The organism is Phycisphaerae bacterium (assembly GCA_018003015.1).
GTDB lineage: Bacteria > Planctomycetota > Phycisphaerae > UBA1845 > PWPN01 > JAGNEZ01.
The window spans coordinates 45,991-68,393 of record JAGNEZ010000015.1; the positions used below are offsets into that span (position 1 = coordinate 45,991).

16 protein-coding genes are annotated in these 22,403 nt (G+C 64.0%); 5 read left to right on the top strand and 11 right to left on the bottom strand.

Going from position 1 to position 22,403, the window contains the following annotated elements; all coding sequences use genetic code 11:
- Nucleotide 1 precedes the first annotated feature (1 nt).
- From pilM to KA354_09090, 7 genes are read right to left on the bottom strand one after another with little or no spacing between them, the layout of a single operon-like run.
- A complete protein-coding gene (gene pilM / locus KA354_09060) occupies nt 2-1,543 on the bottom strand; it encodes a pilus assembly protein PilM (GenBank protein ID MBP7934781.1) in 1,542 nt (513 codons plus the stop codon).
- Nucleotides 1,533-4,106, bottom strand: a complete 2,574-nt coding sequence (locus tag KA354_09065; protein ID MBP7934782.1) for a general secretion pathway protein GspK — start codon at nt 4,104-4,106, stop codon at nt 1,533-1,535. Before KA354_09065 ends, pilM begins: the two co-directional genes overlap by 11 nt.
- Nucleotides 4,103-5,221: a hypothetical protein gene (locus tag KA354_09070; protein MBP7934783.1), complete on the bottom strand. Its 1,119-nt coding sequence runs from the start codon at nt 5,219-5,221 to the stop codon at nt 4,103-4,105. Before KA354_09070 ends, KA354_09065 begins: the two co-directional genes overlap by 4 nt.
- On the bottom strand, nt 5,221-6,177 hold the full coding sequence (locus KA354_09075) for a hypothetical protein (protein MBP7934784.1): 957 nt from the start codon (nt 6,175-6,177) through the stop codon (nt 5,221-5,223). Before KA354_09075 ends, KA354_09070 begins: the two co-directional genes overlap by 1 nt.
- Nucleotides 6,178-6,187: 10 nt before the next feature.
- Entirely contained in the window at nt 6,188-6,979 is a 792-nt protein-coding gene (locus KA354_09080) for a prepilin-type N-terminal cleavage/methylation domain-containing protein (GenBank protein ID MBP7934785.1), read from the bottom strand.
- A gap of 11 nt (nt 6,980-6,990) precedes the next feature.
- On the bottom strand, nt 6,991-7,446 hold the full coding sequence (gene gspG, locus KA354_09085; GenBank protein ID MBP7934786.1) for a type II secretion system major pseudopilin GspG: 456 nt from the start codon (nt 7,444-7,446) through the stop codon (nt 6,991-6,993).
- Between the two features lie 36 nt (nt 7,447-7,482).
- Nucleotides 7,483-8,685, bottom strand: coding sequence for a type II secretion system F family protein (locus tag KA354_09090; GenBank protein ID MBP7934787.1), 1,203 nt, complete (start codon nt 8,683-8,685; stop codon nt 7,483-7,485).
- 836 nt (nt 8,686-9,521) lie between these two features.
- Here KA354_09090 and KA354_09095 point away from each other — a divergent pair.
- From KA354_09095 to KA354_09105, 3 genes are all read left to right on the top strand, one after another.
- Nucleotides 9,522-11,120, top strand: coding sequence for a hypothetical protein (locus KA354_09095; GenBank protein MBP7934788.1), 1,599 nt, complete (start codon nt 9,522-9,524; stop codon nt 11,118-11,120).
- 635 nt (nt 11,121-11,755) lie between these two features.
- Complete coding sequence (locus tag KA354_09100) at nt 11,756-12,772, top strand: hypothetical protein (protein ID MBP7934789.1); 1,017 nt, start codon at nt 11,756-11,758, stop codon at nt 12,770-12,772.
- Between the two features lie 100 nt (nt 12,773-12,872).
- Nucleotides 12,873-14,042 (top strand): amidohydrolase, encoded by a 1,170-nt coding sequence (locus KA354_09105; GenBank protein ID MBP7934790.1) that lies wholly within the window; start codon nt 12,873-12,875, stop codon nt 14,040-14,042.
- Between the two features lie 18 nt (nt 14,043-14,060).
- On the opposite strand, the gene KA354_09110 is transcribed toward KA354_09105, so the two are convergent.
- The 3 genes from KA354_09110 to KA354_09120 all read right to left on the bottom strand — a co-directional run bounded on the left by KA354_09110 (nt 14,061) and on the right by KA354_09120 (nt 18,525).
- Nucleotides 14,061-14,849 carry a hypothetical protein gene (locus KA354_09110; GenBank protein ID MBP7934791.1) on the bottom strand — a complete coding sequence of 263 codons (789 nt, stop codon included), beginning with the start codon at nt 14,847-14,849 and terminating at the stop codon, nt 14,061-14,063.
- Between the two features lie 70 nt (nt 14,850-14,919).
- Entirely contained in the window at nt 14,920-16,569 is a 1,650-nt protein-coding gene (locus tag KA354_09115; GenBank protein MBP7934792.1) for a radical SAM protein, read from the bottom strand.
- Between the two features lie 21 nt (nt 16,570-16,590).
- The gene (locus KA354_09120) at nt 16,591-18,525 is read right to left on the bottom strand and encodes a motility associated factor glycosyltransferase family protein (GenBank protein ID MBP7934793.1); all 1,935 of its coding nucleotides are present in this window, start codon (nt 18,523-18,525) and stop codon (nt 16,591-16,593) included.
- A 209-nt stretch (nt 18,526-18,734) separates the two neighbouring features.
- Here KA354_09120 and KA354_09125 point away from each other — a divergent pair, with 209 nt between their 5' ends.
- On the top strand, nt 18,735-20,669 hold the full coding sequence (locus KA354_09125) for a hypothetical protein (GenBank protein MBP7934794.1): 1,935 nt from the start codon (nt 18,735-18,737) through the stop codon (nt 20,667-20,669).
- Nucleotides 20,670-20,675: 6 nt separating this feature from the next.
- Here the strand turns inward: KA354_09125 and KA354_09130 are convergent, their stop codons facing one another.
- Nucleotides 20,676-21,050 carry a metallopeptidase family protein gene (locus tag KA354_09130; protein MBP7934795.1) on the bottom strand — a complete coding sequence of 125 codons (375 nt, stop codon included), beginning with the start codon at nt 21,048-21,050 and terminating at the stop codon, nt 20,676-20,678.
- Between the two features lie 133 nt (nt 21,051-21,183).
- Between KA354_09130 and sppA the strand changes: the two genes are divergently transcribed.
- Nucleotides 21,184-22,197 (top strand): signal peptide peptidase SppA, encoded by a 1,014-nt coding sequence (gene sppA, locus KA354_09135; protein MBP7934796.1) that lies wholly within the window; start codon nt 21,184-21,186, stop codon nt 22,195-22,197.
- Nucleotides 22,198-22,403: the final 206 nt, after the last annotated feature.

Sequence of the window (22,403 nt, forward strand, 5' to 3'; positions counted from 1 at the left end):
GTCACTTCTTCTTCGCCGGCGCAGGCTTCTGACCGATCAACACCGTCACCTGGTCCTTGAACGGGTACTCCGATACCGTCGATGCGTTGCCTCGGCCGGGCAGTGCCCCACCCCAGACCAGCTTCTTGTCCTTGTCGCGCATCGCCGTGAGCGCCTCGATCAGCCGTGTTCCGACCTTGTCGTTCTTGGTGGCCAGCTCGATCCTGGCCTCGCCTTTCTCGCTGCACTCCAGCCGGGTGATGTAGGCTTCCTTGTTGGATGGAAAGACCTCGGACAAAGCATTGAGCCGGTCGATCCAGACGAGATTCTGGCTCTGCCAGCCATCCACGTCCTTGACCAGTTTCTCCAGCTGCTGGCGCGCCTCTCGGTCGGTGTTCTCGTATTTCTTCCGGGCCTCCAGCGCCGCAATCTCCGCCTTTCTTTCCCTGATCGGGTTGTAGGCCAGCACGCCCGCCGCGGCGACAAACAGGGCCGCGGTCACGACGACCAGAGGTCTCTTCCGCCGGCGAACACGCTGCGCCGCTTCCGGCTCCTTGGGATGGATGAAATCAAAAAACTGCATCTCCTGGGATATGCTTCCCTGAGCCAGTCCGATCGCCGCACTGAAGGGCGCTGCGCTCACGCCCTTCTCCCTTCGCCACCTGAGCCCGGGCGGAGGCTCATAGATCGTGGCCGGGGCCCCGAATTGCTCCTCGAACCGGGCCGCCACGCGCGCGTCGATGCCCTCGGTTCCCGCCAGCACGATCCGGTCGATCGTCGCCCCCGGGTCGGAAGCCCGGTACGCCTGAACCGTCCGGTTCACCTCAATGATCAGGGCTTCCATCGGCGCCGGTCGGGCAAAGCCCTCGTCGCTCGATGCCCCGGCTTCTTCCGACGCCGGCCGCCCCCCTTTCTCGCTCAGCCCGCCCGGTGGAATCGACACCGAAGCCGCCCGGGAGTACACCAGCCGCCCTTGCTGGATCACGTTGATCTCAGTCATCGCCGCCCCGACGTCGACCATCAGCGTCCGCCCTTCGGCCACCTGCTCGGGCGTCAGGGCCGCAAGGTTGGCATAAGGGCGAAGACCGATGCGCTCGAGCTTGAGCCCGGCCCCGGTGATGACCTGCCGATAGCGGTCCACCACCGCGATCCGGATCGCCGCCAGCCAGACGTCGCACATCCCGCCGCCACCCGCGCCCTCGCCCCCGGCCAGGGCGAAATCAACCACCGCCTGGTCCTTCGGGAACGGCAACTCCTTGCCTGCCTGGACGTGGACCATCATGGTCATCTCTTCCAGGCTTCCCTTCGGCAGCGAGATCAGGTTGAACACCGCATCCTGGCGCGGAACATCCACGATCGCCCGGCGCGTGCGGATACGATGCTCGGCCAGGGCCCGCTTGAGAAACTCGCCCAACGACCCCGGATCGCGCGGGTTCACGCCTTCACCCAGCGGAACGTACACCGCCTTGCGAATCCGCACGCTGGACCGCGAGTGGCTCGCGTCTACGATGCGCAGCGAGCGCTCGTCAAAGTCTATGCACACGATACTGCGGTCACGGAGCATCGAAGGTCAAACCCTCGCTTTGCTGGTCATTCCAGACCGGGTACCCCCGCCCCAGACTGGAGATCTCCCGGAAGTACTTCAACCGGGCAAAATGCCCCTGCATCTCCAGCACCACCTGCAGACGCCGATAGGTGCCGGTGTGATCGGCGAATCCGATCACGTCCGCACTGAACTGAATCGAACGGGCCGTCACGCTGTTGTTGATGAGCATGAACCGCTCGGGCGGCAGCACCCCGCTCGTCACCAACCATGCTGGTGTCTTCTTCTCCTCACCACTGAGCTGCGAGCGCTTCGCGACGATCGCGGAGGCCTCCTCCTCGGTCAGGCCCGGAATGCACACCAGCACCTCCGGGGGTGCCGTGTCCACGTTGATCAGGCCAACCTGCTGTGCCATCATGTCGCTCACCGTCAACCGGTCAAGAAGCACCGGGAGCATTTCCGCAGTCACCGGACTGATCGCCTTCGGGCTGGAATCGTCCTCCCCGCCGGGCTGCGTGGCCGTCCCCGAACCGCCGCCGGTCGGCCCGCCAGCTGGCTGCGTGCCGCTGCCGCCCCGCCCACCGCCGCCCCGCCCGCCGCGATCACCGGCCCGAGCCGGCCGGTCGCCACCCCGCCCATCGCCGGCTTGACCGCCTTGCCCATCGCGGCCACCCCGACCACTGCGCCCGTCCCGGCCACTGCGACCGTCCGGGCTGTCCGGCCCGTCAGGGTTGTCGCTCGCTCGTCCGCCGGAGCCGTCACGACCCCCGGGGCCACGACCGCCAGGACCGCGCCCGACACGACCACCTCGATCGAACCCACCGCTCGGTCCGGCATTGTTGTCCTGGCCTTCGCCGGGTCGCGCATCGCTACCTCGTCCATCGTCTCGACCCCGACCCGCCCGCCGTCCTCCCCCTAAACCCTGGTCCGACCCGCCGCCGAATCGCCGATCGCCACCGCGACCCGCTTCGCGATCACCTCGGCGGCCACCATCCTGGCCGGCTCCAGGCCCGGACCCCTGGTCGCCACCCCGGCCGGCACCGCCCTGTCCGCGCCCGCCACGACGATCCTGGTCTGCCTGACCGTCATCCGTCGAATTGTCGTCGTTGGCCGCTGCGCCGTTCCGCCCACCACCACCGCCCGGGCGGCCTCCCCGAGCCCCGCGGTCCCGAACCGCCTGCTGCGAACGGGTCCGGTTCTTGCGCTGGGGATCGGTCGCCTCCAAATCCTCATCCGCACCCGAATCATCCGGGTTTTTATCGGCCGCTGAACCCCCATCCCGCGACCCGGTATCCACGTCCCGACCACGATTTCCGCCGCCTGTATTCGGCCCCTCCGGCCCCCCTCCACCAGTACTGCCATCGCTGTCCCCCCCGTGCTGGGCGCCGCTGCCGCCCGAAGGCGAATTATCAGTATTGGCGTCGCCGCCCTCCCCCTCCATGGGGATGAGCCGGAGCTGGTTGGCTTCGTTTCGCTCCTGGTCGTACGCCGCCCAGAAGCTCGTGTAGTTGCTCTTGTTAGCGCTGTAGACCTGAAGTCCTACCAACTCCCCAATGGAGCGAGGCTTATAACCGATCTTCTGGATCTCGGCGATGAACTGAAGGACTTCGGCCGGCACCTCATCAAGAACCGCTCTGAATACCGAAGGCAGCCTCTCAGGGTTGGAAAGTCCAACTTGGTTGATGTTCAGCCTCGGCCTGTTGTCGTTCGCCCAGTTGTGATCCCAGGAGTAGACCGTGATATATGGCAATAACCCGCGATCCAGCATGCCGTCACCATTGTCCGGTGGAAACAGACCTTCCGGACCATCATCCTCGTTCGGATCCAGGTAGCCGTTCCGGTTGTGGTCTTCACCGTAGACGATCCGCCCGTTGAACCACCGGAGGGACAACAATTCTTCGACCGTCTCAAGCGGGCGGTTCTTTGCCCGGAAAGCCGGCTCCAGTGACATGTAGTAGCTGCTCTCGGCACCCTGAGGTGACGAAAAAGCGTCATCTGCATCGATCCAGTCCTTCAGAGCGTCGGCCAGGGCTTCGGGCGTGACGTTGTCCTGGATCGTGCTTTTGCCTGCCAGAGCCTGGGTGAAGAGCATCAGAAGTTGCTCGCGCGTGGCCGTGTTCAGATTCAGCTTGCTGGTCTCGTCGGTCAGGCCGTACCGCATCCTCGTGCGGTCGCCCTCGCCCTCGAGCTCGTGCGCGACCACGCTGAACCGCCAGGCTTCCCGGTTCTCGATCTTCTCCTGGTCGGCCAGGCTCTCCGAGCCCCCAATCTGATCCGGCGCCCAGACCAGGATTCGCCGGAAGGCCAAGGGGTTGTTGTACCACTTATCCATGTTGACCGGATCCTGCTCGACGTTGGAAGGATCCTTGCGAAGCAGCAACATGACTCGGCCCACACCTGATTCGGCGGCTAGATGAGCCTGCTGTCGATCGTTTCCCGCTTTGGTTGCCGCCAGGTCAGCGTTCATCCAATAGGAGAAGCTCGCCCCCAGCAAGGCCAGCACGGTGATGATCGCCAGGACCACGACGATCAGCATTCCTCGGCGCCGAGCCGCGAGTCCATGATCTGGAACAAGGAAGGTCATTTCGAACCTCCTTCCTGACGGCTTAGGCTGTCGGCCACGCCGTACTTGCGCGAGCTGAGCAGGGTCTGGTCGGCCTGCAGGAGGGGCACCACCAAGGTGAGGCGATCCTCGTGATACACTTCGTCCTCGCGTCTCTCCTCGAAGTTCTGGCTGACGAGCTTCTGGAAGTTGAGTTCATCTTCCTCCGGCGGGACACGGAGACGCCCGATGGTGATCTTGATGGCCTGGGGCAATGCATAGCCGCTACTCCCCGGACTCGTCCCGCCACCGGGCTCCCCGGAGCTCTCATCGTCCCCCAGGCCCGAGAGCATGCCGCCGCCGTCGCCGCCTTCGCTGGTACCACTGCTGCCGCTGCCCTCGTAGTCATCCGTCATCTGCCAGCGCGGCTGCCACTTGGCCCCGTCGAAGTAACGGAACTCGAGGTACTTGATTTCCGGAGCGATCAGCTCGCCTTCGGGCGCGGGAGCATTGCCGATCTGCTCCGTTTCGTTCGAGCTGGTTTCCTGCTTGACGACGAATCGCGGGTTGGGATCGAACGTCTTCTGCTCGCTGCGCCACAGGCCATAGCAGACTCGCACGCCTTCGATGTCCTTGCGCTCCTCCTGATCCCAGAGCAGCTCGTAGGTGATGCGACGAACATCGAGTTGGGCGGGAGGAAGGTCGTCCTGCATCGGATCGTGGAGGTCGAACGCGTAGCGCTCCGGCATGCCCACCTTCACGATCGTGAGCTTGTGGCGGTTGCCCCGGAAACCGATCCCGTCACCGGGTACAATGTCGGTCGCGTGCCGTATCTCGGCGGCGATCTGCATGAGCAAGGCTCGATCGAGCTTGATGTTGCGCGTGGCTGCGGTGCCCTCGTCCCGGGCCCTCAGGACAGTCATGTAAAAGCCGAAAACCCCTGAGAGCAGTAGAAGCGTGAGACCGATGGAGAGCACGACCTCAAGCAAGGTCAGGCCTCTCCACCGGCCGATCGCATCCCTGCGGCTGCACAACCCGGCATCAGCACCGGCTCGGCCGTGGGGCGGGCCGCTGAACGCCGCTCGCCGGTTGCTTTCCCCGGCGAGTCGCAAGCCGTCGCCCCGGAGCGACTTGACCTGTGCGCTGCGGTCGGCCACTATCGACCTCCCCGGGATGGCCCCGAAGATCCGCCGGTTCCGCTCCCCGACGAGCCCCCTTGTCCGCCGCGACTTGAGGACCCCTGCCCACCAGCACTCGGGCCGCCTCTCTGTGACGCCCTCCCCGCCAAATCGTTGAGGTTGACGTCGCCCAACTGGTTCTGCAGCTTCTTGAGATCCTTCAGACCCGAACCGCCATTGGCCAGCAGGTCCAGCAGGGCCGAGATCTTCTGAAAATCCTCATCCGGCAGGTTGGCCAGCATTCGCGGGTCAAAACCGTTCGGATCAAAGAGGAAATCAAGGTTGGACAGATCGATGCCCGCCTGGTCCGCGAGATCGGCCAAGACACTCACATCACCCGACGACCCGCCACCCTGGCCGCCGCCGGCGCTTCCGGCACCCGAGCCGCCGCCACCACTTCCTGATCCGCCCTGGGTACCGGCCGTGCTGGCCGCCAGGATCTCCTGGATGTCCTGGCTCGACAGGCCATAATCCCGCTCCATGTTCACGTCCGCAGGGGCCGCATACAGCCGGTACGCGGTCCGTTCGATCATCCGCCCATCGTCATCGAAACTGATCTCCAGCGCAGGATCGTCGATCTGCTGCTGGACCTGCCCTTCGTTGTAGCCGATCTGCACCGTGACCATGTACAGGCCCTCAACATCGGCCTTGTCGAATTGCAGGCGCCAGGTGTAGCCCGGGTAGGTCACGCCGAAATCACCTTTCGCCTCCTCGCTCATCTTGGTCCAGGTAATGAAGCCGCCGTCCAACTCGGCCAGAACCGTGTCGGTCAGCAGCATGGCTCGGGTGGCTCGATCTGTGGTCCGGGCGGCGTCCAGCCCGGCGCGGACCTGCACGCCCACCACCGCCAGGCCGAAGGTCAGCAGACCGACGGAGACGACGACCTCCAGGAGCATCGCCGCCCGCTTGCGTCTGAGAGCTGCGTTCCCGGTCATCGCGCCCACCTCACTGCCCGGATCCGGCCGGAGCGGGCCGACCATCGCCGCTGACTCCGCCCTGGTCCATGTGGATTTCGAGAATGTTGTTCTCGGTGATCTCGGAGCCGTCCAGAAAATCGGTATGCAGAATGGGCGAGGCTCCATACTCGTTCATCAGCTCCACTTCTCTCACCCGCAGGGCCCGCTGGATCCATACCTGCCCCGTCCGGCCGTCTACGATCACATTCAGAATTCGCGGAGCCGCCTCTTCGGTCATCTCCGTCTCCGGCGGAAGATCGGTGATCACGAAGGTGACCCAGTCGCATGTGCCATCCGGGTTCATGGTCAGCGGCACCATCGAGGTGATGCCCTCGGTGACCTGTGGGCCGGCGATCGGACTGTGCGGGGAGATGTCGAAGCTCGGCTTGCCCGCGAGGACGGCCACGCAACGCGTACCCGGCTGAAGCACCTGGGCGGGCCGCCAGGAAGCGTCGAAAGGCTCGTAGGCATCCGGGTTGCCCAGCGGATCCGCCTGGCGCTGCATCTCCGGCTGGTCGGTCTTCAGCGGCACATCTATGTCCTTGCGAGCCTGAGGATCGTTCGGATCCGGCGTGCCCGGAAACTGGATCCGGTAGCGCAAACCGTCCTGCATCGCCCGGGCGTGCGTCATCGCGATGAGGGATCGCAGACGATCACACGACTCCACGAGCGACCGTCGCCGCATGTCGCCCTGGAGATCCGGGAACATGATGGCGGCCAGTAGCGCCAGCAGCAGGATCACCACCAGGACTTCGATTAGCGTAAACGCCCGCCGCCCCATGAGAACCCTCGCTACGACTGCTGCTCCTTCTTCCAGTTCGAGAGGTCGTCGTCGGTGCCGTCCTCGCCGTCCCGGCCCGTGCTCCAGAGATCGTATCCTTCCGTGCGGTTCTCACCCGGGTACTTGTACTTCAACTCCTTGCCCCAGGGATCCTTGAGCTTGGCCAAGTCGTTGATGTACGGGCCGTGCCACTTGCTAGCGTCGTCGCCCTCGGGCTTCTCCACAAGTTCCTTGAGCTCCTCGGGGTACTTACCCATGTGCATCCGGAACAGCTCGAGCTGCGTGGCCAACTGGCTGCCGTCGTCCACCATCGCCTTGGCGATGTCGTTCTCCGCGCTCTGCTGCGTGCCCATGAACGACGGCACCACGAACGCCGCCAGCAAGGCGATGATGCCGACGACCAGCAACACCTCGAGCAGCGTGAAACCTTGACGCCGCCCTCTGCGAATCCTTCTCGTTCTCTGCATCGATCTGACTCCTTGCGCTAAGAGATCCTCAATTCATCAATGCCGCACAGTGCTCATTCTCAGGATCGGCACCAGCAGCGATACCGCGATCACCAGCACGATGACCGCCATGAGCATCAACATCAGCGGCTCGAGCAGCCGCACACCCAGGTCGATCTGCCTGGCCGTCCGAGCCTCGTTCGAGTCCGCAATCTGAACCAGCACGGTTTCCAGGTTGTTGCTCTCCTCGGCCACCGCGATCATGTCCACGATGTCCGGGGGAAACAGTCCGCTTGATCCCAAGGGCGCCGCCAGCGGCTCGCCCCGCTGCACGTTCTCCGCGGCCTTGTCGATTTCAGCCGCCAGGATCCGATTGCCCGCCGAGTCCTTCGAGATCTTCAGGGCCTGCAGAATGGGCACGCCATTGTGCAGCATGGTTCCCAGAATGCGACTGAAACGGCAAAGGGCCACCATGGTCACGATGCCGCCCATCACCGGCATCCGCAACTTCGCCCGGTCGATCCAGTAACGACCCTGCTCGCTGCGAAGCACCGGAATCAGCGCGATCACGACTACCGCCAGCCCGCCGAGTGCATACATCCCGTGATCGCGCAGAAAGTCGCAGCAGGCAAAAAGAACCGTCGTAATCCACGGCTTCTCCACCTGGTCGAGGAACCCGCGGATCTTGGGAACCACAAACGTCATCAGGAACGTCACCACGGTCGCGCCTGCAAACAACAGAATGGCCGGATAGACCATCGAACCGACCAGCTTGTTCCGCAACTCGTCCTGACGCTCGGTGAACACCGAAATCCGCATCAACACGTCTTCCAGAAACCCCCCCTGCTCGCCGGCCCGAACCATGGCGATTGCCAGCTCGTTGAAAGCGTTCGGATGCTTGGCCATCGCGTCGGCCAGCGTCTCGCCCCCGGACACGTCATTGTGAATGTCCTTGAGGATCTCGGCCAGCAACGGATTGGAGGCCGTCCTGGCCAGGACGTCAATCGACCGGAGTACCGGTACGCCCGCTCGGAGCAGGTCCGAAAGCTGATTGTAGAACGTGGCCACCGCCCGGAGCTTGAGCTTCTTGGTCCGCCCGCTGATGGCCGCCCGGGTCGCCTGCGAACCTTCGGTCACCTTGATCGGAAACAGGGCCCGGTCGTCGAGCATGCGGTAGACGGCCTGCTGGCTCTCGGCAGTCAGCACACCCGTGACCGTCTCACCCGAGCTGGTCTTCGCCTTGTACGTGAAGGTCGCCATCGCATTCTAACGACTACACCCCGGACGTCCCTCAAACCGCGCTAAGGAAACAGGGGAGATGCCCATCCGTCCGAGCAGCCCTCCCTGGCTTTCGGCAACGTCGGCCATCATGGGGCATGCGGCATCCAGCCGCTCTTAGTCTAATCCCCACAACGACTTCGATCAATACCGGGCCACCCGGCGACGCCATGCCGCCCGCCCTCCCCAGCTCGACCGGCATCAACGGCATTCCTTTGTACACCCCGCCCAATGGGATCGATGCAGGCCGAGACGGCCAACCGAGGAGACCAAAGGACTCCGAAGAAGCTTAAATACTTACATCACAGTATCTTATGACAACTACGGGGCCGGGATGGGCCCGACGCCCCCGCGTTGGAGCTGCCCGAGCATCAGCAACCCGCGGCATGCAGAGCCATTCGCCAATTCGCCATGGCCGTCCACAGCTCAATAATACGATTGAATCACGACGAAAACCGCGAATATCGGACCAGCGAGACTTGATACGCACCACGACTGTGACCATAATAGCGTCAGGTTTCTTGGTGCGGAAATGGACTGCTCCGGTGCCCCGCCGGAGAGCCCTTCCGGTGGAGGGCCACGGCTCTTCTGCCCCAGGGGGCAGACATGGGAAGAAGCGGACTCCCGGTCCTTGCCGCCGACCTCTTCGCGTGAGCCCGGTTCCGTCGGAGGCGGTCTCCAGAATCTGAAGACGACCAGCACTCCCCACTGGTCCCCGGCGCGGCGGCGCCTGCACACCCCTTGTTCCGCGCCCCGGTGTTGAATGACCGGAGGGCCACGTATCGACCCGAGATCCGATCACATGAGGAGGAAGATTCATGCACGCCATTGCCCTTGGAAGAGCCGTATTTGCCACACTGGCCGTCGCCGCCCTGGCTCAGCCGGTGTGGGCCACCTGCACCACCATCACCTTCGAAGAGTTGCGTGTGGGCACGTCCGTCAGCACCCAGTACACCGGGGTCACCTTCAGCGGTCGATGGTCGGGGGGAGCGTGGTCGAACCCGATCATCTACGATCCCAAGGGAGGCACCAGTTCAGAAACGCAGTGTCTCAGCGCCAAGGGCGACGCCCAAAACGAATTCAGCGATGAGTACCTGCGTCTGGATTTCGACAAGGATCAGACTGAAGTGACTTTCACCATCGGAGTCCGGCTCGGGTGTGCGGCCGATGACACGGTTCAGGTCCGCTGGTACGACTCTTCTCACGTCCTGAGAGGAACAACCAATGTCCCCGTGAACGGTACCGTCACTGAACGCTGCAATGTTTTCGTCCGGGTCCAGCGTGAGACCGGCTTCCGTCGCATCGAGATTGAAGCCGGTGCGGCCGGCGGCTGCGCCGCCCGGTTTGAGTTACTCGACGACCTGAGCTTCGATCTCGACACCACGCCTCCCGTGGCTGAGATCACTTCGCCCACGTCTTTGAGCTGCGTGTGCGATGGCACGACCATCTTCGGCTCCGCGTATGATCCGGACGGCCCCATCTTGAACTGGAAACTCGAACGTAAGGTCCTTGGGGCAGGGTCCTGGATCATGATCGCCCAGAGCACGAGCGAGGTTGTCAATGGTGCGTTGGCCACCTGGAGTACCACGGCCGGGGACGGATACTGCACGCTGCGGCTCACCGTCACCAATGGCTGCGAGCTCGAGACGGTCTGGACGACAGACATCTGGCTGGACAAGGCGTTCAACACGCTCGAGCTGCGCAGCCCGACCACCGGCGACATTCTCGGAGGCACCGTGTGCGCCGATGGGACCGCCTGGGACCACTGCGGCGGCAGCTTCACGCTCGAGCATCGGGCGGCGGTCGCCGGCTCTCCCGCCGAGCCGTTCGACGTGCTCTACCCGCCTTGGATCATCACCGACCCGCTGGGCACGTGGAACACGAGCGCGGGCACCCCGGACGGCAATTACCAAGTCCGCCTGGTCGGCACCGACAACTGTGGCAACACGAAACAGTCCGCCGTGATCACGATCGCCGTCGACAACACCCCACCGATCGCCTACATCAGTTCGCCGATCGCCTGCAGCGCGGTCAGCGGAAATGTCCCCGTTTACGGAACGGCCTCCGACGCTCACCTAGCCGGCTGGATACTTTCCTACACGGGCGGTGACGCCCATGGCTGGGTCACGATCGCAAGCGGGCATGCTCCGGTCATCGATGGGCTGCTGGGCACATGGCGCACCGGGGGCCTGCGGCCGTGCGCCTACACCCTCCGGCTCGTGGTCACCGATGCGTCCGTTCTCAACTGCAACTCCGCGCTCCGCAACCAAACGGAGTACAGCGTCTCGACCGACCTCGGCATTCACGGCAGCTTCGATTACGACCACGACGGCGATGTGGACCTGGATGATTTTGGGGTCTTCCAGCGGTGCTTCAGCGGCCCGGCCATTCTGGCGGAGCCTGAGTGCCGGGAGTAGCAGGGACCACCACAAGGAGACGGGCTCTGCGGGCAACACGGAACCGCGCGCGGGGCGCTCTCGGGACAGAGCGGCGCGGATCGTGCCATCTCGCCACTCTCTCTTGAAGTTCGAGATGTCGTCAGGGGTCTCGCCCTGTCCATCCGCGCCCACGCTCCGCAAATCAAAGCTGTCCCTACGCACGTCGGCCGGGCCGTTGGACATGAGCACCTTATACCTCTATAATGTCGTTGCCCCTTCGATTCAGTCGCCGTCACCTCCGAGCCGAACTTTCCGGAGGTTCTGGGCTCTTGAGCGCACCACCCCGAGCGCCCGGCGGCGGCCGCCTCTCATCATCACCCCGCCCTCGCTCCTCACTCACCCCAATCCTGATCAGATGCTCCGCTTCCGGTGTTGAGCCCCTTCCTTCCCGGTTTGCCTTTGTGGCCACGTTCGACTATCGTACGTCCATGCTCAGGCGTGAACCGTATCACATCGCCCCCCAGACCGAGCCGGTCCGCACCCCGCGTCCGGAACACGAGACCAGGGTATGGCCCGAGGCCGGCCGGCCGGATGGCACCGATGTGCCGCCCGCCCGTGATCCGTCGACAGCCGAGCTTCCCGTCGTGTGACACCGCCAGTATCGTAGACCACACATGAACAGACCGTCCGACATCATCAAGTACCTCGGTATCCTGTCTCTGGGTGGCGGACTTTCCGGTTGCATCATCGGTAACCGGCCGAATTTCGTCGAACCCAACGCTACCCGACCGGACCAGCGCACCTACTTCCTCGACGGCGCCGGCAACTACGGCTTCGGCAAGGAGACCGTGCCGCTCGGCCTGGCCGACGGCGGATATGAAGGATTCGTCGAGCACTTCATCTGGACTACCTACCTGGGCCCCCTCGTGGACCAGGTCAACGTGACGCACAACCGCGGCAAGGCGACGGAGCTGGCCCGCAGGATTGAGGGCTTCCTCAACCGCTATCCCGACGGGCAAGTGAACCTCATCGGCCTGAGCGCCGGCTCCGGCATCGCCATCTTCGCCCTCGAGGCCCTGCGACCCAACTACAAGGTCGACAACGTCGTCATGCTCGATTCAAGCCTGTCGGCCAACTACGATCTGAGCTGGGCCCTGACCCACGTGAGGGGCGGTATCTACTTCCTCTGGTCGCCCGACGATCCCGTTCTCCGCGAAGTCGTCCCCATGATCGGCACCGTGGACCGCAGCTCCGACAAGGTCCTCCCCGCGGGCGTCTACGGGGCCAGGCTGCCTCGAAACGCCTCCAGGGAAACGGTGAATCTCTACCGCAAGGTACACAACGTCCCCTGGCAACCCCAACCACTCGTCGGCCCGGTCAAGCTTCAGCATGCCGGCAGCATCAGCCGCGCCGTGATCTGTGATGTGGTTGCCCCGATCATCGTCCGCCGCCCGCCTCCCGATCCTCCTGCGCAGGCCGCCAGGAGAACCAGGAGAGCCTCACCTCCAGGTGCCACTCCACCGAGGCCCGCGCGACCGACTCCGGATACGCCAAGTGAGGCCCCGGGCGACCCCCTGCCCCCAGCCGAACAGGCGGAACCCGAAATCAAGCCGTCCGCACCCGCTACGCCGCCAGCCCTCGAGCCCGTCCAGCCGAGCCCCTCGACGGAACCTCCATTGCCACCCCCATGAATCGCCGGTCTCGACGCCGGTGAAACCGCAACCAGGTCGGCTGGCATGCGCGTCGCCCCCGCTTGCACGCACCGGCCATTCCAAGTATGAGTGACAGGCAATGCTGTATACCCTAGGAGGTCTATCCATGTCCTGCATCAAACGTCTGTGGAAATACGCCGCCCTGTTAACCATGCTGCCTGTCGCCCTCCAGGCTCAACCAACGGTCGCCCAACCATCCACCGACAACGGCGATATTCGCGAGCTCAAGCTCAAGGATTGGCAGCCCCGGTCAATGCTCAGGACCAAGGTCACCGAAGTGCCAAAGGCCGCCTTTCCGGTCATCGACGTGCACAACCACCTCGGCGACGGCAGGAAGGCCGCGGCCATCATCGAAGAGATGGACGCCGCCAACATCAGGACCGTCGTCAACCTGGACGGCTTGTGGGGAGATGAGCTCAAAGCCCGTCTTGAAAGGCTGGACAAAGCCTACCCGGGGCGGTTCCTGACCTACGCACTGATCGACTTCAAGGGCATAGATGATGCCGATTGGTCCGAGCGGACCGCACGTCAACTGGAAGCGGATTTCAAAGCCGGCGCCAAGGGCCTCAAGTTCCACAAGAGCCTCGGCCTGACCGTCCGCTACAAGGACGGCCGGCTCATGCCTATCGATGACCCGAAACTCGATCCCGTCTGGGAAACGTGCGCCAGGTACGGCCGGCCCGTCATGATCCACACCAGTGACCCAGCCGCCTTCTTTACACCCCTCGACCGGTTCAGCGAGCGCTGGCACGAGCTCAACGAGCACCCCGGCTGGCTCTTCGCCAACCCCAAATTCCCGCGAAGGGACGAGCTGCTCGCCCAGCGCAACCGGGCGATCGCCAAACACCCGAAGACAACCTTCATCGGAGCTCACTGCGGCAACAACCCGGAAGACCTGGCCACGGTTGCCTCCTGGCTCGACAAGTACCCCAACTTTTACGTGGACATCGACGCCCGGATTAACGAGCTCGGCCGCCAGCCCTACTCCGCCCGCCGCTTCCTCATCAAGTATCAGGACCGGATCATGTTCGGGACCGATACCTTTCCCGACCGCGACGCCTACCGGATGTACTTCCGATTCCTGGAAACCGATGACGAGTACTTCGACAGCGCCGGCGGCCATCACCGTCAGGGTTTCTGGATGATCTACGGTGTCTTCCTGCCCAAGGAAGTGCTGGAGAAAATCTACGGCAAGAACGCCGAGCGCATCGTCCTGACCGACGCGGTCCGCGCCGCCCAGGGGTCGTGAGCAACCGGACCGAGCCAGCTACTTGCTCGACGGCGGCGGCAGTCCATCCGCCACCCAAAGGAACGCCAGCGGCGGCCGCAAACGCGGCGGAAGGAGAATGCGAATGGTCAGCCGGGCCAGCTGGCGACCCAGCCCCACGCCGATCAGGCTTCCGAGCATCTGGAGCAGCATCTGCCCGTAGACATACGGATTCGCCCAGGTGCTCATCGCGGGTCTGTTCCACCCCGGCCGCGGCTGATCGCTCGCCACCATGGCCCAAACCGCCGCGCCGACCAGCAGCGGAACAACCACGGCTGTCAAGGTGTACCAACTCCTCCGCCAGTGCGGAAACACGATGACCAGGATGATCCCCCCAACCAAGGCCAAGCCCACCGACGCGGTTGCCATCGGAGCCACCCACTCCCAGTACTGACGTGTATGCGCGTAGGCATAGAGTCCGATGTTCGAAGACTGAGAACCGCCCATCCACCATGGTCGTCCCAGTTCCTCGAGTGTAACCACACTGATGCCGAACAGACCGAACGCCCAACCGGAGAAGATGGAAATCAGCACCGTGATCCACAGGGCCAACGCCAGCGTCGAGACACGGCTGAGCCAGACACGGCCGACCGATACCGAATCGCTGACTGGATGATACCGCCCGCACTCCGGGCACCGGCAGAGCAACACCTGCGTCCGCGAATCTCGGCGGACGATCTGGGTGCGAAGGTTGTAGCCACACCCCTCACAGTAGCGGTCAGCCTCGACGGTCGTCACCTGGGCCATGGCCTCAAAATCGAACGCCCCGTCGATCTGCCGGTCATCCATCGGTCGTCTCCATGCTCGCGGGTCAGCGGCAGGCGCTGAGCCGACGGCACCTGCGGCTCCAGGCAAGCCATCAAGGCCGGTGCCATTCCCGACACCCCGGACAGAGGGACATCGCGTGGAACCGGCCAGCTGCGTGTCGCTCGCGAATCTCGGCCATCCACTGGTCACTCCAGAGGGCCGCAAACGAGCTCTCAGTCACGGACCCAACCGTATGCAGCCCCTTGAAATCCTGGTCACAGACCGGCATCCGCCCATCGGCCAGGACCATCGCTCTGGAGAAGAGCCGTTCGCAGGCGACTCGCTTCGGCGGAGCCATGTCCATGACAGAAAGGTCGGGCCACTGCCCGGCATAGCTGCTCGGCCCGCTGATGACCGCCGTGCCAACCCGGCTGACCCAGCAATCATAGAACGACTCCATCTCCTCCATCGTCGTCGTGGTCTTGGTCAGTTCGCAGACCACGATCGGCTGGGGCTGCTGGCGCTCCGTCTGGACCGCCAGTAACCGCTCGATATTGGCCACGACCTGCTCATAGAGATCGACGTTGTGCACCCTCAGGTATTTCTCCCGCGCGGCGGCGTCAATGAGCACATTGAGCACATCAACACGAGCCTCCACCAGCGTCTGAATCGCGGCATCGTCGAGCCGGGCGGCCGTCGTGCGCACGGCCAGCCCGAAGACTCCAACCTGGAGGCACTTCCGCACGCACCGCTGCCAGTTCGGATGATGCAATGGATCGCCAAACCCACCCAAGACCACGCGGACATCGTCACGCCGGGCCAGTTCCTCGATCAGCCGGTCGAAAACCGAATCGGCCATCGGTCCGCGCCGACCTACGATCTCGCCACGCGGCCGAATCGTCGTGGCTGCAAGCGGATCCTCCGTGGTCAATTCGATCTCGACTTCCCCCGGCAGCGGGTCCGCGCGCACACCCCACCGCTCAAGCAGGAACCGCGATACCGTGAGCACGTCGGGGGTGAACGGGTCATCCGCGCTCCCGCCGGCCCGCGCCAGGATCGCGGTGATTCGCTCCATGGCCGCATCCGTGTCCGCCACGCACCGCCCGCAGGCGCGCCGCACCTCCACTTCGGGAGGGTAAAAACACGGCAGCATGATCAGGTCCCGCTGCGGCAATGCCGGCTGGTAGGCCATCATCCGCCCAGGCGGCTGATTCGCCTTCATCAGATCGGCCAGCAAGGCCGGAGCGTAGATCGCGGCCGAGAGCCCCGGCGCCGCCTGTGTGAAGGTCATGCGCACTTCGGCATACACCTTCTCGTAATGCTCGACCATCGCGTCCAGCAGAACCGGGTCGAGCAGCACCGCCGCGGCGGGAACGTCGACCACGCCCTCGGCCTGTTCCCGCCTGGCCAGGGCTTCCAGCAGCCAGGGATGAACCGACTCGTCGAACACGCAGGTTCCGGCCAACCCCCCGCGCCACGCGTCCAACGACCACTTGCGGGCACTGGCAACGTAGCTCTCCCACGGCACGCCGCCCGCCTGGTGGGTCTCGATTCTCACCCCCAGCCCCGCGACCGCCTGCCTGGCTCGCTCCTCCTGCAACTTGTCCACCAGCAGGTGAACGCTCGCCAATCGCTTGGCGGCCAGCACACGCTTCACCGTTCGGCGGAGCACCGTCTCGCCCAGCAACTGGTCAGTAAGCCGCGAGCGCCTCCCCGAAAAAGTGCGCTCCAAATCAGCAGTAATCGCGGCAATGATCTTCACTCAGCACGCAGCACTTTCAGCTCAGCACATTCTCTGTGCCATCGCCCGGTCAAATCGCGCAATGCCCTCGCTGAGAATCTCCTTCAGCGCCTCTGCCCCCTCGATCACGCCTTCCACAAATCGCAGATCGCGGGCTAGCTGGGCCCTGGCCAATTCGATTCCCTCCGTCTCAGTCAGCTTCAGCCGCCGGTCGGCGCTGAACCGTTGCAGCTCGGCATGCTGCGAGACCGCACTGATCATCTGGTAGGCATGGTCGTGCCCGTCGATCCTGACCCGCAGGGCATCCACCGCCGCAATCCTGCGATTGAACGCCGGGGGATCATTCAGCAGCGTCTCCAGTTCCTTGAGCAGGGCGACCATCTCCTTGCAGTCGACCACCATCTCGTCCACCTCTTCGATCCGTCGGCCAAGCTCCCTTCGCCCCGCCTCCAATCGTGACGGGTCGTGCCACCGGGTCTTCTCACGATAGGCCAGCAGCTCGCCGGGAATCGGCCGGGTGCAGTACTGACCGGCGGCCTCCGCCAGACTCATGACCCGCGTCCCCGCCTTGCGGACACCGCCCTCGGTCGCATCGATCACCCGGCCGGGCACGGTGCTGAAGTCGCCTTCGAACTGCTGCAGGTAGGTGAACAACTGTTCGTCGGTGTAAACGGCGCGACCCTGGACATCCTTGACCTTCATCAGGATGTGCCGGGTGCGCACAATCCGCTCCCATTCCATCATCTCGATGGTTGAGAACCGGTTGAGCTGAGGACGCCACAAGCCATGGATGGCCACGCCTGGTGAGTAGTACACATGATTGGTGTAGGCCAGATCCTGACCCACCAGAATGATTGGATCGCAACCCATGTACAGCGCCAGGTAGAACGCCAGGTGAGCGACGGTCGCACCGGCCTTGAGCCCGTCACGGGCGGCCAAACGGTCGCCGACGCACAGCCGGGCGAAGCTGTTGCTCAATACCGAAATCGGCCCGGGATAGTGATCGGGCACGTGCCAGGTCACCTTCGGCTCAATCACCAGATGAGTCTGACTCACCTCCCCGATGCCCTCGAAGAACCGCTTGGACATCTCGTGATAGTCCAGCGCGGTGACGAAGTGCGGTCGGATCCCGCGATCCAACAGCGTCTTGAACGTCGTCTGCACCGCCACCAGGACCGCCCGGCTCTGCAAGTCCGCCAACTGGTCGATGTTCTTCCGCAGCGACGGGCCGGCGGAAACCACGATGCCCGGGTATCCCTTGAATCGGTCTCGCAGCGGATCTATGGGCGGCGTCGAAAGATAGATCGGCAGATTGTTGGTGATGTTGCGACAGGTGATACGCGAGTTGGTCACCAGCGTCACCAGACTCATGCGGCAGTAGGTCATGAAGTCCGCGATCATCTTGCGGAGAGCGGCGTGGAACGGGCCGGCCACGCGCTCCGACGGCGGATGGCTGACGAACTTGGCCCCCATCATCATCAGCGTGCTGTGGGGCTCCAGCCGGCTCTGCATCTCGCCCTTGTCTTCGGTGGTGAGAATGATGCAGCGGTCTCTGGCAAACAGATCGGCCACGTCCACCGTCTCGAGCGCCGCCTTGAGCATGCCCAGGTTCGGCTCGGTCACCACCAGGAAGGCGTCGCCCTTCAGCCTAGCAGCCAAGGCTTTGAGGTGGTGGCCCAGCCCGAAGCCGCTGACCACGTAGCAGAAGTCCTCGCCCACCTCCACGCTGCCGGCGAACCGTGCGGCTTCGGCCAGCGGATCTACCTTGCTGTGCAGCGACACCGGTCGATCGGAGCCCGGCGGCAAGACCGAGGCCGTGGGTACGCCGGTCCTGGCCGCCTCGACCGCGATCGAACCGTCCGGCTCATACTCGTCGATCCGCTGGGCCAGGCGATTGTCACAGCGGAACAGGGCCGCCATGTTCCGGCAGTAGACCTCATCCCGGGCCAGTGAGTTGCTGGGGGTGTCGGCAGCCATACGCGGCTCATGATAGCCGGATTTCGGCGGCACGAGAACCTTCACCGCTGGTGCCCGCCCATCGCGCTATCCTACTTCGTCCGGAATCATCCCGCCCGTCCCGGTCAGGCACCGACTCCAGACCGCCCCCCCGTACCTCCATCAAGGAATTCGGTGTATAATGCCCGCGGGCAACACCCCTGGACGCCCCGAACCGGTGGAGGCATGTCATGATCGTTCTTGGTCTGATTCTCGTTTCTCTCGCGATGCTGGCTCTCGGCGCTTTTGGCTATGCTCCCCTGATCGGCCGGATCATTGGTGAACGCCGCGACCGCATGACGCCGGCCGTGGCGGTGAACGACGGTCGGGACTACGTGCCAACCCGCACGCCGGTGGTTTTCGCCCACCATTTCGCATCTATCGCCGGCGCCGGTCCGATCATCGGCCCGGTTCTAGCCCTCTATTACGGCTGGCTGCCTGCCGTCGCCTGGATTCTGCTCGGGGGAGTGTTCCTGGGGGCGACCCACGACTACGTGGTTACCCACATGGCCATGCGCGAAGGAGGCAAGAACATCACCGTGGTCGCCAGCCGGTACGTGGGGGCCGGGGCCTTCCTCATGCTCCTGGTTCTCCTTGTGGCCCTGCTTGCTCTGATCTGCGCCGCGTTTCTGGATCTCTCGGCCACCGCCCTGACCTCCACCGTGTCACTGACCCGCCTCGAGCTCACTCCTGAGCAGAGCATGTTCCGCCTCGAAGGTGATATGGCGGTCATCGGCGGAATCGCCTCGACCTCGGTGGTGGTGATCACCCTTTTCTCGCCTTTCATCGGCTACCTGTACATCAGGCGCCAGACTCCGGTATGGGTCTGTTCTCTGCTGGCACTGATCATCTGCACGGTCTCGATCCTGGTGGGGCTCATACTGCCGATGCAGGTGAACCCCGAGACGTGGAAAGTGCTGATCAGCGCCTATGTCCTGGTAGCCGCCGGCGTGCCGGTGTGGTTCTTCCTGCAGAGCCGCGACTTCATCAATGTGCACATCCTCTACGTCGGCATCATCTTCGTGGTCGTCGCGGTCATCGCCGCCGCGATCCGGGGCGGAGGCGGAGAGGCCGCGGACGCGGCGACTGCCATTCCCATGCTGAATTGGTCTGATGCCTCGGCAAAGCTCGGACCCGGCTGGCCGGTGCTGTTCATCACCATTGCCTGCGGAGCCGTGAGCGGATTTCACAGCCTCTGCGCCGGGGGAACCACCTGCAAGCAGCTCACCAACGAGATCGCGGCTCGGCGAGTGGGTTACTACGCTATGCTCCTGGAAAGCCTCCTGGCGATCTGCGTGGTGTGCTGCCTGTTGGTCGGTGCTTCGATGAGTCACTACCTCGCCGACTGCTATCCTGCATCCGGCAAAGGCAACGCGGTGCTGACATTCGCCATGGCCGTCGGCCACACCGCCAACGTCGGGCTCGGCTTGCCGGTTTCCGCTGGGGCCCTCGGGGCCATGCTTCTGCTCGAGGGCTTCCTGGTGACGACACTGGATACGGCCATCAGGTTGACCCGCTACATGATCGAGGAAGGTTGGGCTACCCTTTTCCGACGCTACGACGTCTTCGCTGACGTCGATCAGACCCGCCCCGTGGAACTCGAAACCAGGGCCAAGACGGGCACAGATGAACTGGCCGGGACGGGTGGCCTGACGCTGAACGCCCCGCCGGTAAGCACCATGGTACCCCGGCAGCCGGTCATCGCCACACGCGGTCTCACTCGAGCGGGTCTGTCCTTCCTTCGCCACTACTGGGTCAACTCCGGCCTGGCGGTCTTCTTCATGCTGATGCTGGGCTGGGGTAACGGCTACAAGGCCCTGTGGAGCATCTTCGGCTCGGCCAATCAGCTCTTGGCCGCCCTGGCGCTCTTGATCGCCACCTGCTGGCTGATCAGCCGCGGCCGGTCGGCCTGGTTCACGCTGCTGCCAACCGCGTTCATGATGGTGACTTCGGTGACCATGCTGATCCGGCTTCTGGCAGTGGATTACCTCCCCAAGTGGCCCGGCTCCGCGCCGTTGGTCATCGCCGACATCATCGTGCTGAGCATGACTGCGGGAGTGATGACCCTGGCGGCGCACCGCTGGTGGACCGCGGTCCGAGAGACTCGGGCGGCGGCCGCGGTGTGAGCGCGATCACCCGTAGCCCAGTTCGCGAAGCTGGCGCTCGCTGAGGCCGAAGTGGTGGCCGACCTCGTGCAGGACGGTGGTCTTGATCTGCTCGATCATCTGCCGCCTGGTGCGGCACATCCGTTCGATGTTGCTCTGGTAGATAACGATCCGCTCGGGATAGCGGTAGGTCTGATCTACGTGCCGCTCGGTCAGAGGCGTGCCATGGTACAGGCCGAGAATGCCGCGCGGGTCGCGGGCCTTGATGTCCCTGCAAACCTCCGGGCTGGGCATGTCCTCGATGTCGATCGCGATATCCTGCAGATAGGAATGGAACCCCTCAGGAATCGCCTGAATGGCCTCATCAACCACCGCCTCAAACTCGTCGTCGCTCAGATGCAAGACAACACCCGCCGCTCAGCTTCTGCGGCCGTCGCCAGCCTCGCGTACCGCTGGCCTCGCCATCACCGCATCGATACAATGCCCCGGCGTGGAAAAGCCATCCAACCCGAGTCTCTATGTCGGAGTATAATCCGTGCCTCACTCGAAACCAATGTCGCGTGTCGCTCCACCCGTCGCCCTGATCGCCGTGCTGGTCGTCGTCGCGGGTTGTGGGCCCATGGCCTACAAGATCACCCCAGTCCCGGCCGATCAGGCACTCGAGGAATCGGTCGTTCTCAAGGACAAGGGCCTGGCCCTGTCCAAGATCGCCCTGATCGACGTCGAGGGCATCATCATGGACGCCCGCAAGCCACACCTGTTCGGCGAGGGTGAGCATCCCGTGTCGCTGCTGACCGAGAAACTGGACAAGGCGGCGAGTGATTCCATGGTCAAGGCCGTCATTCTGCGCATCAATTCGCCGGGCGGCACCGTAACCGCCAGCGACCTGATGTACAACGAGGTCAGACACTTCAAGCAGGCTACCAACGGCACGCGGCCAGTTGTAGCCGTGCTCATGGACGTGGCTGCCAGCGGAGGTTACTACATCGCCTGCTCGGCCGACGAGATCGTTGCTCACCCGACCACCGTCACCGGCAGCATCGGCGTGATCATGCAGATGGTCAATTTCAGCGACACAATGAACAAGATCGGGGTCAGCGCCGACGCCATCACTTCCGGAAAGATGAAGGACGCCGGCTCGCCGTTGCGGAAGATGAAAGCCGAGGAGCGCGAAGTATTCAAGAAGATGGTCGACCAGTTCTACGATCGGTTCGTGGACGTCGTCGCCACCGGCCGGCCCAAACTGACCAAGGCCAGGATTCGGGAAGTGGCCGACGGCCGGGTTTACTCGGCGGGGCAGGCTCTGGACCTCGGCTTCGTCGACCGGATCGACGATCTGCGCGGCACGGTCGGAGTCCTCAAGAAGCAGCTCGGGCTCAGCCGCGTCCAGGTCGTAACCTACGACCGGCCCCTGGGCTGGAAACCGAATCTCTACGCGGCTGAACCCGGAAGTGGCCCGCAGGTGAACCTGATCAACGTGGACTTGCCCGAGACCTGGCCGCGCACCACTCCGCAGTTCCTGTACCTCTGGGTGCCCGGGCTGCTATAGAAGTATAAAGTTCTCTCAACGGCCGCGGTCCACCTGGCGACGATTCATCGCTACGGCGATGCGCATGCATCGTCTGCCGGGCGACCAGATCCGCGCTCACACGGGCCGCGAGCATCCCGCGGTCCTCCCCGGCAGCAGCGGCCTCGGCCGATAGACTATCACGAGAGCTTGTCGCTTCTTTGCTGTGGGCCTGCCGGACCTGACCA

Excerpts from the sequence above, each read along its gene's own strand:
- pilM (MBP7934781.1), bottom strand. The coding sequence starts at position 1,543 with ATGCTCCGTGACCGCAGTATCGTGTGCATAGACTTTGACGAGCGCTCG.
- KA354_09065 (MBP7934782.1), bottom strand. The coding sequence starts at position 4,106 with ATGACCTTCCTTGTTCCAGATCATGGACTCGCGGCTCGGCGCCGAGGA.
- KA354_09075 (MBP7934784.1), bottom strand. The coding sequence starts at position 6,177 with ATGACCGGGAACGCAGCTCTCAGACGCAAGCGGGCGGCGATGCTCCTG.
- KA354_09080 (MBP7934785.1), bottom strand. The coding sequence starts at position 6,979 with ATGGGGCGGCGGGCGTTTACGCTAATCGAAGTCCTGGTGGTGATCCTG.
- gspG (MBP7934786.1), bottom strand. The coding sequence starts at position 7,446 with ATGCAGAGAACGAGAAGGATTCGCAGAGGGCGGCGTCAAGGTTTCACG.
- KA354_09090 (MBP7934787.1), bottom strand. The coding sequence starts at position 8,685 with ATGGCGACCTTCACGTACAAGGCGAAGACCAGCTCGGGTGAGACGGTC.
- KA354_09095 (MBP7934788.1), top strand. The coding sequence starts at position 9,522 with ATGCACGCCATTGCCCTTGGAAGAGCCGTATTTGCCACACTGGCCGTC.
- KA354_09100 (MBP7934789.1), top strand. The coding sequence starts at position 11,756 with ATGAACAGACCGTCCGACATCATCAAGTACCTCGGTATCCTGTCTCTG.
- KA354_09105 (MBP7934790.1), top strand. The coding sequence starts at position 12,873 with ATGCTGTATACCCTAGGAGGTCTATCCATGTCCTGCATCAAACGTCTG.
- KA354_09110 (MBP7934791.1), bottom strand. The coding sequence starts at position 14,849 with ATGGATGACCGGCAGATCGACGGGGCGTTCGATTTTGAGGCCATGGCC.
- KA354_09120 (MBP7934793.1), bottom strand. The coding sequence starts at position 18,525 with ATGGCTGCCGACACCCCCAGCAACTCACTGGCCCGGGATGAGGTCTAC.
- KA354_09125 (MBP7934794.1), top strand. The coding sequence starts at position 18,735 with ATGATCGTTCTTGGTCTGATTCTCGTTTCTCTCGCGATGCTGGCTCTC.